General features: G+C 54.3%; 10 protein-coding genes. 5 read left to right on the top strand and 5 right to left on the bottom strand.

The features are described 5' to 3' along the window. Positions 1–12: 12 nt before the first annotated feature. The 4 genes from ACIQZK_RS00050 to ACIQZK_RS00035 are packed head-to-tail and all read right to left on the bottom strand — an operon-like array spanning position 13 to position 5,520. On the bottom strand, positions 13–1,263 hold the full coding sequence (locus ACIQZK_RS00050; protein ID WP_397574348.1) for a DUF3526 domain-containing protein: 1,251 nt from the start codon (positions 1,261–1,263) through the stop codon (positions 13–15). Further along, positions 1,260–2,705: a DUF3526 domain-containing protein gene (locus tag ACIQZK_RS00045; RefSeq protein ID WP_397574347.1), complete on the bottom strand. Its 1,446-nt coding sequence runs from the start codon at positions 2,703–2,705 to the stop codon at positions 1,260–1,262. Before ACIQZK_RS00045 ends, ACIQZK_RS00050 begins: the two co-directional genes overlap by 4 nt. Then, on the bottom strand, positions 2,702–3,412 hold the full coding sequence (locus tag ACIQZK_RS00040; RefSeq protein WP_397574346.1) for an ABC transporter ATP-binding protein: 711 nt from the start codon (positions 3,410–3,412) through the stop codon (positions 2,702–2,704). Before ACIQZK_RS00040 ends, ACIQZK_RS00045 begins: the two co-directional genes overlap by 4 nt. Next, positions 3,412–5,520: a TonB-dependent siderophore receptor gene (locus ACIQZK_RS00035; protein ID WP_397574447.1), complete on the bottom strand. Its 2,109-nt coding sequence runs from the start codon at positions 5,518–5,520 to the stop codon at positions 3,412–3,414. Before ACIQZK_RS00035 ends, ACIQZK_RS00040 begins: the two co-directional genes overlap by 1 nt. A 318-nt stretch (positions 5,521–5,838) precedes the next feature. Here ACIQZK_RS00035 and ACIQZK_RS00030 point away from each other — a divergent pair, with 318 nt between their 5' ends. Both ACIQZK_RS00030 and ACIQZK_RS00025 read left to right on the top strand, forming a co-directional pair. Then, positions 5,839–6,540: a HupE/UreJ family protein gene (locus tag ACIQZK_RS00030; protein WP_397574345.1), complete on the top strand. Its 702-nt coding sequence runs from the start codon at positions 5,839–5,841 to the stop codon at positions 6,538–6,540. Between the two features lie 10 nt (positions 6,541–6,550). Next, complete coding sequence (locus tag ACIQZK_RS00025; RefSeq protein ID WP_397574344.1) at positions 6,551–7,165, top strand: transmembrane anchor protein; 615 nt, start codon at positions 6,551–6,553, stop codon at positions 7,163–7,165. Between the two features lie 994 nt (positions 7,166–8,159). Here the strand turns inward: ACIQZK_RS00025 and ACIQZK_RS00020 are convergent. Next, a complete protein-coding gene (locus ACIQZK_RS00020; RefSeq protein ID WP_397574343.1) occupies positions 8,160–10,673 on the bottom strand; it encodes a TonB-dependent receptor in 2,514 nt (837 codons plus the stop codon). 58 nt (positions 10,674–10,731) lie between these two features. Between ACIQZK_RS00020 and ACIQZK_RS00015 the strand changes: the two genes are divergently transcribed. From ACIQZK_RS00015 to ACIQZK_RS00005, 3 genes are all read left to right on the top strand, one after another. Further along, on the top strand, positions 10,732–11,436 hold the full coding sequence (locus tag ACIQZK_RS00015; protein WP_397574342.1) for a GntR family transcriptional regulator: 705 nt from the start codon (positions 10,732–10,734) through the stop codon (positions 11,434–11,436). Positions 11,437–11,477: 41 nt separating this feature from the next. After that, positions 11,478–12,389, top strand: a complete 912-nt coding sequence (locus tag ACIQZK_RS00010; RefSeq protein WP_397574341.1) for a hydroxymethylglutaryl-CoA lyase — start codon at positions 11,478–11,480, stop codon at positions 12,387–12,389. Positions 12,390–12,399: 10 nt separating this feature from the next. Beyond that, a partial coding sequence (locus ACIQZK_RS00005; RefSeq protein WP_397574340.1) for a hydantoinase/oxoprolinase family protein occupies positions 12,400–14,093 on the top strand: 1,694 nt, incomplete at its 3' end.

Raw genomic sequence — 14,093 nt, 5'->3', positions numbered from 1 at the left:
GAATGTTTTGGGTCAATCCCACCTTGGCGCCTTGCTAAAATCGGCCTCGCGGAATGGCGTGTCGTTGAACAGATAGGGATAATAGAATTTCCGTAGCCGTTCGTGATAAGCGCGGACCCGGTCTTGATACGCTAGGCCAGCGCGAAGATCAGTCTCCGTCTGACGGTGCAGCACTGCTTGCACGCCGACTGCAGGCAATAGAAATCCGATCCGTGACGTCCATTGGTCACGCGCTTCGAGGCCATTTCGATAGGCTTGGGCTTGGGGCGCAGCCGCAAGGTCGCCCAAATGTTGAAAAGCGTAATACCATTTCCAGTGGAACCCACCTTCGACGGGCTTGTTGTTCCTCCATTCAGGATGAACTTTGAAAAAGGCCTGCATCGTTTCTTCCTTTGGCCGGTCCCAACCGCCATGGATCTTCTCGCGCTGTTCGAGAGTCAACTCCACGCCCTGTCGTACGGGGACGGCTGCGTTGATACCCAGATGCGCCAGTGCAGGCAGGATCAGCGTGAGTACCAGCCAGCTTGCGGCGAGCGTTGCGGCATTGGTGACAGAGCTCCAGCCCTTGCGATCCACCAACAGGCATAGCACAGTCCAAAATCCCAGATAAGCGGCAGAAACAGCAAAGAAAATCAGGATGCCACCAAAATTTGCTCCTGACAGTAAGCCTCCTGCCGCAAGTGGCATGACGAGCGCTAACCATAAGAGCCCTGTGCGCAGAACAATACGCCGACGCCACAGGCCTGTTTCATTTCGCGCCATGGCAGCCAGCAAATTAAAGCGTCCTGCCTCGCGCTCGCCCGATTTCAAGTCATGCAAAAGAACAATAACAAACAGGGGCGCGAGATATGTGAGCACAAAAGCCCAATCGAACCGGCCGGGTAGCGCGAGTTCAGCATTGTAATTCTCGCTCTCATAAAGTTGCGCCTCTAACCCCAATGCGCGCACGCGAAGGATATAGGGCGCGACGTCACGCTGGCCAATCGCGGCAAATGCCAGCGCCGATGGATTATCCCAAGTTGCATGGAAGGTATAATAAGCAGCGTTTCCGGCATCACCTTCTTTCGACACCCATTTGGCAATAGCGGCAACATCATTGGCCTGTTGTGGCTGGATGCGTGCAATCGTCTCCTTTTGACGTGCTATCTCTGCCATGCCGGCCCAGACACTCGCTATGGAGAGGATCGCCATCAGCAAAAGTGCGGGTAAGGCCAGCCTTTGTTTAAGGAATAGATATGCCTCTTGTTGCCATAGTCCCTTCATGCCGTGCCTCCAAGCCGACGGGCGGCAAAGCGGAGGCCAAGCAGGAGGGCAGCAAACCATCCCAAGAGGATCAGTAAGCCCGGAAGCGCGGCCCGCAGTTTCTCAGACGTTGATGCCGCACGATAGCTAAAGTCGGGCACTTCTTGCCAATTTTTGGGATCAATGCGAACGCGGCGTGCGGCTTCGGGGTCCTTGTTCCGATTACTGTCATCTTCATAGGTTATGGATTTGACCTGCAAGGCATTAAGCTTCTGGACGATCGCGAAACGATAGGCTTCGGCCTGCGAGAGGAACCGACGATGTCCTTCCAAATCGGTGCCCGACGCGGACATGGATAGACGGCGTAACGCGATTGCGGGGCTTATCAGGCCGACAATATCTGACTGAAGGCTCTGCGTCCTATGGACAGCAAACTGGCGCTTCGCATAGTCATCGAACAGCTTGGATGTCAGCTTTTCGCCTTCCATTGCCAGCAATCCGCGATAGTTGACGGGCAGGTCTTCCACTTTCTCAACGCCATATTGCTTTAACGTGCGTGCCTTGAAGGCGTTGAAATGGGGATCATCCGGATCATGGCTATCCCCCATATTCCGCAGATCTTTCTGGACGGCGATATCCGTTTCCAGCCGGGTGAGAGCGGGGTTTGCCGCAACCGCAAGATCTGGCGCGAGCCGGGGAAGCAAGATCACCGCAAGCGCCCAAAGCCCTATCAATGTCATAAGCGCACCACGCGCATGGCCTGACAAGGCCGATACAATGATGATCAGCAGAACCCAGATCGCGAGATAAAGTGCGTAGCCGGAAAGTATGAAAAGGCTCGGCGCCAAGGGCGCACCCTCGGTCGCCATCAACCAGCCAAGCGCAAGGGCAACAGGAGCCAGCATCAATGCAGCTATGCGACCCAGCCCTAATGCCTTGCCGAGGATCACGCTGCGCGCCGAAACGCCATGGGCAAAAAGTTGTCGGACGGTGCCACGTTCCCGTTCGCGCGCGACCGCGCCAAAACCGATGAAGATCAACATCAAAGGCGCAAGTGCCTGCAACACAAAGGCGGGTGTTAGCTGGCCAAATCGGACGAGCAAGGAACTTTGCCGGACATCACCGAAATTGGCACTGTTTTGCCGGTGTCCCTCCAGATAAATCGTATTGCCAGTAAACGCGTCCACGCCGGGATCAAAAGCCGCAAGCACGGGCAGCGGGCGGAATACGAAATGGCCGTAATGAACCATACGGTGCGGGTGGCGTGCGGGCGCACCATCAAAGGCCGCATCAGCTTGTTGCTGGAATCTGGCGCGAATGGAGTCGCTTGCGTCGCGCTGGGCAATCGAAGTCAGCGCGGCGATCAGCGATAGCGCAATCAGGATGACCAACCCGAGCATCGCAACGCGGTTCCGACGGAGCAGACGCCATTCGTCGCCGGCAATTAACCGGATGCTGCTCATGCAGCAACGGCCTCGCCATAGCGGCGGTGCAGAGCCATCACGTCATAGCCTTGCTCACGGCAAACCTCTTCGACAATGCGCCCCGCATCGAGAAAGCCGATCCGGTCGGCGCAGTCCGCTGCGCCAAGCAGGTCGTGCGTTACCATCAGAATGGCGGTGCCCCGCGCCTTGAGAGTGGCGAGCAGCGCGTTGAAATCGGCGGTAGCGCGGGGGTCGAGGCCGGACGTCGGCTCGTCGAGCAACAATACAGGCACTTCGCGCACGACCGCCAATGCAATCGCCACCTTTTGCCGCATGCCCTTTGAAAAACCGGATAGGGTTCGGCTGCGGGCTTCTGCTTGCAGGCCTGCCGCATCAAACGCCGCTTCAATTTCTTCACTACTGTGTGTTTCACCAGCAAGCGCCAAAAAATAATCGACATTTTCGCGTGCCGTTAAATGCTCATATAGCGCCACATTTTCCGGCAAATACGCAATTTTGTGCCGGGCGGCTTCCGCGTCATGGGCCGGGTTTATGCCTGCAACCATTGCAGAACCTGATGACGGTTTGAGAAACCCAAGCAACGTTGAAAGCGTCGTCGACTTGCCCGCGCCATTACCGCCCAGCAGCGCATAGATTTCGCCCGTTGCAACCGACAGCGAAAGGTTGTCGAGCACTGTCTTACCGCCACGTTCAACACTCAGTTCCGATATTTGAATGACAGTCATCAGAACCGGCTCCGGACGCCAATCGAAGCTGCCCTCGGCGTTCCGGGTTGCACCCATAAAGACGCATAGCTGTTGGCATACCAATGTGCATTGAACAGGTTGCGCACTTCACCGAATAGTTCCACCCCGTCGATCACTTCAAACTGGCCGAACAGTCGCACCAAATTGTGCGCTGGCAGTTTGAATGCCGTGCCGGTTTCGCCTGAACGCTTGCCGACATGCTGCACTCCGGCGCCGATCTTTCCGTTCATGGAACCCATGGTGAAATCCTGTGTCACCTGAACATTCACGCTATGCTTGGGAATATTGATGAGCGGATCGCCCGGCCGGATCTGAAACGAGAAATTGGGATCAAGGATCAACGAGCGGGATTCCGCGTCCGTATAGGCATAGCTGAACAATAGACCCAGCGTAGAGGTGATTTTCCCGGCGATATCCATCTCCGCACCGCGGCTTCGTGCCTTACCGACCGTTACCAGAAACCCGGGATTGGCGGTGTCCGTTGCCAACACATTGCTCTTCGTCATCTCATACAGCGAGAATGTTCCCGTCAGTTTTCCGTCTAGCAGGCTGAGCTTTGCACCAGCTTCGATGGACTGGCTGGTTTCGGGATCAAATATCCGGCCGGCGGCATCTGTGCCGATATTGGCGCGGAAGCCTTCACCATACACAGCATATAGGGAAACTGCATCCGATGTTTCGAAAACAAGGCCAGCCTGTGGGCTCAGGCGACTGGCCTTCCGTTCGCTTACAACAGTTGTAATCCGGTTATTGGTCGTCAATTGAAAATCATCATAACGCGCGCCAATCCGCACCTGCAGCCTGTCAGACAGGTTAATCTGGTCCTGCAAATAAAAGCCTGTCGATTTCTGAATATCCACCCGATTGGTGAGTGGAGCGGGTGTCGGTAGAGGAAAGCGTCCATATACGGGATTCACGATGTCTATGATGTTCGCGGCCAGATCCGAAGGATTCCCGGAAACTGCCGGTGGACGGAAACGTCGGAAATCTTGGTCATTTTCGAACTTATCATAGTCTGCGCCAAACAGGATCCGGTGCCGCATGCCACCCAGATCAAATTCGCCAGACACTTCTCCACGCACGACAAAGTGTTCGGAATCATACATACGTGACCTACGCTGACGGGACAGCGACCGTCCGTCCGCAAATAGCTTTTGCCGGGAACGGACCAGTTCTGCATCGGACGATTGCCCGGTGAGTAAGGTGTCCCTGTGGCTCACACCCAGTTGCACACTCCATTTGTCATTGAAATCATGTTGGACCCGTAGTTGGTGACCTTCGGCGCGCGCTACATGGTCTCCATCACCTGGCTCGCCCAAGAAACGGCTGCGCGGTATCGTTTTGAAATTGTTGTTGAGGACAACGATGCCGCGATCAAAGGGCACAGCCACGCGGGTCCATTCCAGATCATAGGTCAGCCGGGTCTGGTCGCCCAACCTAAGACCTACAGAGGGCAAAAACCCGCGGCGATTGGACTCGATAGTGTCGCGGAAACTCTCCGTCCCCTCCGCATAGCCGACCAAGCGGACGGAGAGGTTCTGTCCGATCGCCACATTGGCATCGGCCTCTGCGCGCAATCGGTCAAAGCTGCCATATTGTAACGCGGCCGTTCCAAAGCCGCTGCCATAAACGGGCTGTTTGGTGACAATGTTGATGGTCCCCCCAGGCTCGCCACGCCCCAAAAGTGCGGCGGCAGGTCCCTTCAAAACCTCAATGCTTTCGATCCCCGCCACGTCACGTTGGCCACCAAAACCGCGCCCGCCGTTAAACCCATTGACCAGATAGCCACTGGGCAAATTCTCATCACCGGCAAAGCCGCGAATGGCGAATGCATCCCATAACCCGCCCAGCGTATTTTGCCGCGCGACGGAGGCGTTGAGATCGAGTGCATCGGTCAGCCGTAGGATATTGTTCTCCACCAACTGCTTTGCATCGATCGTTGCAATTGCCTGCGGGATTTCCTTCTGTTCAAAATCGCCTCGATACGCCTGACGGATGCCTGTCACCGTAATTTCAGCGTCATCAACCTCTTCGGCATAAGCAGGAACGGTCGCTAGGCAGGAAATACCAGCCAGCAAAATGGATATAGAACGCACGTGTTTAATCTCCCAAGGTCTCAGAAATCAACAATAATGTGATAGAATATCATTACATTGTCAATCCTCTGTGATAGGCCGCACAATTTGCGAACAATCCGGCAGCTCAAGGTGCAGTTGTACTGAGTGAAGCCTGCAGGATCGGACCAGCCAACATCTGCAATTCTAGTGCCGACGGCCACGCATTCTGACCGGCCCAATTGCAGCAGCGGTGCAAAATGTTTTGACGGCAGCGCATGTTGGTGCTGATGTGGCGCGTACCACTTGCCTCAAATTTGCGCAGGAATCGGCGTCGTGAAAATTCCAGTTATGAGACATTTTGCTTCGTCATGGGCTTGGTTTTGCGGTGCCCTGCTTCTGTTCATCATGCTCGGGGCGACCGATGCTTTTGCCCATGGTGTGGCCGAGGGCGACCAAGGCTATGTGCAGGAAGTAAGCGGGGTGCAATTCCTGCCGTTTATGTATCTCGGCGCGAAGCATATGGTCACGGGCTATGACCATTTGCTGTTTTTGTGCGGCGTCATTTTCTTTCTCTACAAGCTCAAAGATATCGCACTGTATGTGACATTATTTGCGGTTGGCCATTCTGCGACCATGCTGTTCGGCGTTCTGGCAGGTGTAGGTGCCAACGCGTACATGATTGATGCGATCATTGGCTTATCGGTGGTCTACAAAGCGCTTGATAATTTGGGTGCGTACCGGCGCTGGTTTGGTGTGCAACCTGATACAAGATTGGCCACTTTTGTTTTCGGCCTTTTTCATGGCTTTGGGTTGGCCACCAAGATTCAAGAATTTGAACTGTCAAAGGACGGATTGCTGCCCAACCTCATTGCGTTCAATATTGGCGTCGAGATCGGGCAATTGATTGCCCTTTCTGCAATCTTAATCATCATGAGCTTTTGGCGCAGAACACGCAGTTTTGCTGGTTATGCTTATGCTGCGAATATCTTGCTGATGATGGCCGGGTTCATGCTCGTGGGCTATCAGCTGACTGGCCTGGCTTTAGCGTAAGGATATTTTTATGTTCAATTCTCAACTGCCTGAATTGTCTGAGCTACCAACATCGCGCCAACTGATAAGATCGACGCTGATTGCGTTGGGGGGCGCAGGCGCGCTGCTTGTGACGGTTGTCCTTCCATCGGAATATGGCATTGATCCCACCGGAGCAGGACGCATTCTCGGCTTGACCGAGATGGGTGAAATCAAGATGCAACTTGCCGATGAAGCTGCGGCTGATCTGGAGTCGGAACCTCAGTTAAATGATATTCCATTGGTCGAAGCAGCATCACCTCCTGCTGTCGCGGTAGCTGATCGAACGGACCGTAAGGAGATTACGCTTGAACCGGGGGAGGGCGCAGAGATTAAATTGCGCGCAGATAAAGGTGTCCGCATCACATATAGTTGGAGCGTATCGGGCGGCGCTGTCAATTACGACACGCACGGCGATCCGCTCGTCAAACGACGCGGATTCTATCATGGATATGGCAAGGGCAAAGGGTCAGTCGGTCAAAAAGGCAGTATCATCACGGCCTTTGACGGCACGCATGGCTGGTTTTGGCGCAATCGGTCCAAACAACGCGTGATCATTACTTTGCAAACAAGCGGCCCATATACAGACATTCAGCGCGTGGTTTGAGGCGCTACTTTTTCGCATTCCATGATGATGGCATGAAAGCGATCAGGCGAGCATTTTGATAGAATGATCCACCAGTCACCCTGCAGATCAATTCGAGTATTAGCGGTTGCTGACAGGCAGCGTTGGACAATCATAGACCAAAAAGCCGTATGTCCGCTCCCGGCCCAGAAGCTGCCATGATAACCGATCAAGCACGATGGCCGCTTAGACTTTTCGACAAGGCAAACTGTTCTCAATGGAACGCCGGCGAACGGTGTTGGACGCCAACGGCTATTCCCGGACAAATTCGGCTTATATGGGGTTCGGGATTGCGCGGACCAGTCCCAAAGCGTTACGGATGAGCTCGCTCATCCGTTTTTAGGGGCAAGCTGAACTCAATGATGAACGCAATACCAATCGCGTAAACCGGCAATGCTCCATCCAAGGCTGACTTAAACACTGAATTTCCATGATTTTTGTGCAGCAGTTCCAATCAGAACACTTATACACAAACGCACGCCGAAAGGCGGCCTTCGGTAGCAAAGGCTCTTTCGCCTAAAGCATTGAAATCATTGGAGCGGGCGAAGGGATTCGAACCCTCGACCCCAACCTTGGCAAGATTCGGCTCTATGAAATTTACACTATAAATCAGGTATTTATAAGAACCCTGAAAAATCCGAACACGATCCGAACATTCTCCACGCAATTTGATCAAAAGGCTTTGTGCAATGTTTTGACGGAAGCCGCCACATTGAAAGATCCCGCCGCTTGTGGTTCCTGTGTTCAGGTTTCCAGGCACGGGCGGAAGGCAACATTGCCCCCGAGAGCAATAAGGCCTCAGCCTATTTACTTTTTCGGTGTTTCGGCTGGGCAAAATGCCATGATATACAGCAAGATGGCACCACGAATAGTATTCGCGATGCCATCCTACCGGTACTTTTATCCCTCGCACTTAGCCAAAGTGCGAGAATGGAATTCAACTACCAACTTCTGTTAGAGCGTATGATCGGTCTGATTAAAATTTGTAGCCCACTTCGACACCCATCAGGCGACGTGCGCCTGGCGAGATGAATGAACCGCCAAATTCAATCGCTGGAATGGCTTCGTTGATGTATTTGCGGTCGAGCAAATTGTCAGCGAATGCAGTGACATTCCAGTTATCACCTTCGAGACCAAAGCGCAGGTTCAAGACGCCGAACGGATCACGCTTGGCTACGCTGTAATTGGCGTTTCCAACGGCCCCGGGGAGCGCGAGCGCCGAAATTGGCAGCAGCTGGCTGAAAATCGTCGACCGTGTTTGATCCTGAACGGTGTGGAACCACGTCGCACCGGTAATCCGATAATCGGCACGCAGAACCAGATCCATGCTGTCATTCAGCGGTGTATCAATCTGGCTGCCGAGGTTGATTGTGTAGTCTGCGGTGTAAGGCGATTTGTTGCCCACGGTGTAAGGCCGTGACGCATTTTCTTTAATTTCGCTGTCCGTCAGGTTGACCGAACCGAAGACCTTCCAACCATCCACAATTTTGGCAGTTGTGTTCAGCTCGACGCCCTTAACATCGACCTGATCGATGTTGGAAACAACGCGCAGCAGACCAAAGGAGCCCACGAAGAATTCGAAGAACTGCATGTCTGTGATGCGGGTGTAATAACCGGCAAGATCAAACGTCACGCGGTTGTCAAACAACGATCCCTTGATGCCCGCTTCAAATGAACTCGACCGTTCTTTGCGGAACAGGTCATTGATCGTCACGCCTGCGCCGATTGCAGGAACATTGAAGTTTGCATTCACCAGAGCAGACGAACCGGTGTTGTTGAAGCCGCCCGATTTAAATCCAATGCCCCAGTTGGCGTAGATGTTTGTCGAGCTATTCGGCGTGTAGCTAAGCGTGACCTTTGGCTGCACTTGCTTAAAGCTGGCTGATTTATCCGCGATTCCGCCTGTTGCGGGAAGGCCGGGATTGATCTTCGCGCCGGTAATCGGGTCAAACACATTTGGCACGAGGTTGGACGTTGTGCGATCTTCAACGTCATAACGCAATGCGACGCCTGCTTTGAATTGATCGGACATTTTATAGTCGAGCGAGCCAAATGCTGCATAAACATCGGTTTTGAATGTGTCGTTGAACAACTGCGAAGTCGGGTTGCTGCTGCCCGGTGCGTTGTACAGCGAACGGCTCACGCCTTGGCCCAAGTCCGCGCCAAGGCTGACGCCCACGGTGCGGTCGATGTGCAGTCCATAGACACCCAATTGCCAATTCAGCGCGCCATCCGTATTCGACGCCAAACGGATTTCGCCGCTGATGTCCTTTTGGTTGCGAATTTGCAGCTGCGTACCGTCGCAGGTTGTCGGGCTGTACGCACCGAAGGTTGAGCCCGTCGCTGGTGCAAAAATAAATGGCACTGGAATTTGTCCGACGAAACCTGGTGCGTTGACCGGGAAGCCAGTCAAAGATGCCGTTGATGCAAAGCATCGGTTTTGTACCGCCACATTTGTTGCGTTCGAAGGCGCGCCCAGCGCTGGTGAAATATAACGTGCGAAATCAGCCGAGGTGCCGTCTGCGGTTAGGCTTTGGTCGACATCTGAATATAATGCCCAAGCCGTTAAACGCGTTGAACCAAAGTCATGATCGATTTTTGCCGAAAGATCGATCGACCGCTGGTCGTTCGTTGGGCGGATGTTGCTGTAGTAACGCAGTTCATGGGCATCGACGTCTTCGAAAAATGCGCCACCAAATGCTTCGATATGAAATACCGAGTTGAAGTTGATGGATGCGCCCGAGAACTTCGAATAACGTGCCTTTACGTCCAGTTCCGTCGCATCGCCCAGTTGCGCCATAAAGCGGCCGTCGATGGAGTAGACCTCCTGATCGTCGACCACCTTTTGATCGAGATACAGGTTGCGGTAAAAACCGTCCGTGCTGCGGTAGTTACCCGACAGAACAAAGCCTGCATTATCGCCCAATGGCGATGAGATATAGGCCGAACCTTCCACCGTTTTTTCGTTAGCGTAGCTAAGCTTCACCGCGCCTTCGAGGATATCGCCTGGCTTCACGGTCGATACGACAATCGCGCCGGCAGCGGCGTTGCGACCGTAGATGGCGCCTTGTGGGCCCTTCAATATTTCGATCTGGCGCAGCGTGCCTTGCGTTTGGTTGAGCTGCGCAGTGTTGGTCTTCAAAATGCCGTCAACGACAAGAGCGACCGAGCTTTCAGCGTCACGCGCGCCGTTAATGCCGCGGATGTTGATTTGTGTATCACCGGCTTCGGCGGTTCCCGTTACGATTGTTACGCCGGGTGTAAGCTGGGCAAATCCTTGCGCATTGTCTGCACCGGTTTTCGCAAGCGATTCGGCATCAATAACGGATACAGATGCAGGGACGTCCACGAGCCGTTCATTCTGTCGACGCGCGGTTACGATGATTTCTTCAGCTTCAACGCCCTCTTCGGCCGTCTGTGCGAACGCCGTGGTCGGAATTAAAACACTGACTGCTATCGATGACAGGAGTGCACTTTTCCCAATACGCATGTAACTTTACTCCCCTAGTTTTCCAATTATTGCTTTGGGGGCAGCTTATTGTATACAAATGGCATTCGTCAAGAGGAGCGTTGCACTAATGTCCCGGGCATCGGAACGAGCATATAATAATATACGCAGCATGATTTTGTCTGGTGAATTGCAGCCCGGTTCGCAAATTCGTGAAGAGGCGCTTGCGGAATTGTGCGGGGTGTCGCGTACGCCTGTACGTGATTCACTCCGCCGGCTTGAGGCAGAGATGTTCATTCGGCGGAACGATTCGCAGCGGAGTTTTGTGGCGGACTGGTCACTGGATGATCTGGAAGATGCCTTCCAATTGCGGGCCATGCTGGAGGCGCATGCCGCAAAGCGCGCAGCAAGCCGGATTACCCGTGAGCAATTGGGGCAGCTTCGTTTTCACAATGCCCAGCTTAAGCAGGCTATCGACATGCCTAATCCCGATGTGCCGAAATTTTTGGATCATAATCGGCAGTTCCATGCGATTATCCTTGCAGCTGCCGCATCTGAGCGGCTCACCAACATGCTTGCGCAAGTTACCGAGCAACCTGTGGTTCTGCGCACGGCACGACATTATGACTTGGAAAATCTGCGTCGTTCGCACCATGATCACGACGAATTGCTGATCGCATTTGATAAACGTGATGGTGCATGGGCTGCTGCTGTAATGACTGGCCATATCCGGCGCGCCTTCCACGCCTATGCGGAAGCGCATTCGACCGATACGGAAATTCGAAAGTCGAATTTGGCCGCATAATCCTATTTGATTTTGTATACAATTATGCCATTTACGTCGCGATGAGCATTTCTGACCACATTGAGTTTGTCGAAGTTGGACCGCGCGATGGCCTGCAAAATGAGGCTGTATTGGTTTCGACTCAGAATAAGCTGGCGCTGACAAACAGAGCCATCGATGCCGGCGCGCGCCGTATTGAGGTAACAAGTTTTGTGAACCCAAAGCGCGTTCCGCAAATGGCGGACGCGGAAGATATATGTGCGGGCCTTCCTGATCGCGACGACGTCACGTTTATAGGTTTGGTCATGAATCTGCGTGGCGCAGAGCGCGCCATTGCTACAGGAAAAATCGATCAGCTGGGCGCGGTGGCGGTTGCAACCGATACATTTGCGATGGCCAATCAAGGCCAAAGCAGCAACGAATCGGTCGAAGCAGCGAAAGCTATTATCGCGCTTGCCCATGCTGAAGGACGTTCGGCGCAATGCACAATTGCGGCGTCTTTTGGCTGTCCATTCGAAGGTGAAGTGGCCGATAAGCGCGTCATTGAAATGGCCGTCGCGATCGCTGAGGCTGGTCCCGTGGAAATCGCGTTGGCGGATACCATTGGCGTTGGAAACCCAGCGCATGTTGCACGGCTCGTAACGGAAATTCGCAAGGCGGTTAACCCGCTTCCTGTTCGGGTGCATTTCCACAACACACGGAACACTGGTCTTGCGAACGTTTGGGCAGCTGTTGGCGCTGGCGCGCGCGTCGTAGATGCCTCGCTAGGCGGACTTGGCGGATGTCCATTCGCGCCGGGTGCAGCCGGAAACGTGCCCAGCGAAGACGTCGTCTACATGCTTGAGCGCGCAGGCGTCAGCACAGGTATGAATTTACAAAGTCTGATTGAGGCCAGCAATTGGCTTTCAGAAATTATGGGCAGGAAATTGCCCGGCATGGTGGCGCAATCGCCATCATTTCCAAAAGCAGCGTGAGGAGAGTTTAATGGGGTATCGTTTGGGCGTAGATGTCGGCGGGACTTTTACCGACCTGTTGCTGTTCAATGCAGACACTGGCGCGTTTTGGAGGCACAAAACGCCGTCGACGCCGCATGACAGCAGCGAGGGCATTTTGAACGGCGTCAACGCGATTTGCGCGAACGCTGGCGTAGATGCGGCAGGCATCGAATATTTTCTCCACGGAACCACGGTAGCGACCAATGCCGTGCTTGAAGGCAAAGGCGCTCGCGTCGGCCTGATCGTCACGGAAGGGTATCGGGATATCATGCAGATCGCCCGGTCTTATGTGCCCGGCGGTCTTGCCGCATGGATTATCTGGCCAAAGCCAACGCCATTGGCCGCTTTGGAAGATACAGTCACCGTTGGTGGCCGCATGAACGCGCAGGGCGAAGAAGTCCGTCCGCTCGATATCGCGTCGGCCAATTCTGCACTGACTTATTTGAAAGAACAGGGCGTCGAAGCAATCACCGTCAGCTTCATGAACGCCTACACCAATGGCGCACATGAAAAGCAGGTGGGGGATCTCGCGCGTGAAATGATGCCAAATGTTCCGGTGTCGCTCAGCCATGAAGTTCTTCCGGAAATGCAGGAATATGAGCGGACGCTGACAACCGTTGCGAACGCCGCGGTCCGTCCGGTGGTCGGCAAATATATCTCCAATCTGCGGAGCAAGTTGGCTGACGCTGGTTTCACCGGCAAATTGTCGTTGTTGCGGTCCGATGGTGGATTGATGTCCGCGCAAAAAGCGCAGGAGCATCCCGTCGACATTTTGATGTCGGGTCCAGCTGGCGGCGTGACAGGTGCGCTTTGGGTCGGCAAAAACGCAGGCATCAAGAATATCCTGACGCTTGATGTTGGCGGTACATCGACCGATGTTGCGCTGATCGAAAATCTGGAACCGCGCCGCGTGCGTACGACCGAGGTCGGCCATTTGGCGGTGCGTGCGTCATCGCTTGATGTCAAAACCGTTGGTGCCGGCGGTGGTTCGATCGCTTATGTGCCTGAATTGACCAAGGCGTTGCGCGTTGGGCCGCAATCGGCTGGCGCTGTTCCTGGGCCAGTTGCCTATGGCAAGGGCGGGGAAGCGCCAACCGTGACCGACGCCAATGTGGTGTTGGGTTACCTTCCAGAAAACCTGTTGGGCGGAACGTTCCAGCTTGACCGTGAGGGCGCGAAAAAAGCGGTGCAGACTATCGCTGACGCGCTTGGCATTGACCTGATGGCGGCTGCGCGCGGTATCATTGATATTGTGAACGAAAATATGTTCGGCGCACTGCGCATGATTTCGGTTCAGCAGGGTTATGACCCACGGCATTTTGCCCTTATGGGCTTTGGTGGGGCCGGACCATTGCATGTGAACGCGGTTGCGCGGTTGATGGGCAGCTGGCCTGCTGTGTCACCCGTTTCGCCAGGTGTCTTGTGCGCATTGGGTGATGCCACGACGCGGATGCGTACAGAAACAGCGCGCAGCTTTTCACGGCTTGCGACAACAACCGACGCGTCCGAGCTCATCGCTATTTTGAAAGAAATGGCAGAGCAGACGCGCGCGCAGTTGCAGTCAGATGGCATCAACGATGCGGACATCACCAGCGAGTTCGAAATTGACGTCCGCTATGCCGGGCAAGCATTTGAAGTGCCGTTGACGATTACGCCCGACGTTCTGGAGCGTGATGGCGTTGC

Origin of the sequence: Sphingorhabdus sp. (genome assembly GCF_044338195.1) — a bacterium.
Classification (GTDB): Bacteria; Pseudomonadota; Alphaproteobacteria; order Sphingomonadales; family Sphingomonadaceae; genus Sphingorhabdus_B.
The sequence above is the reverse complement of the archived record's forward strand: the minus strand, read 5'-3'. Positions and strand labels throughout refer to the sequence as shown.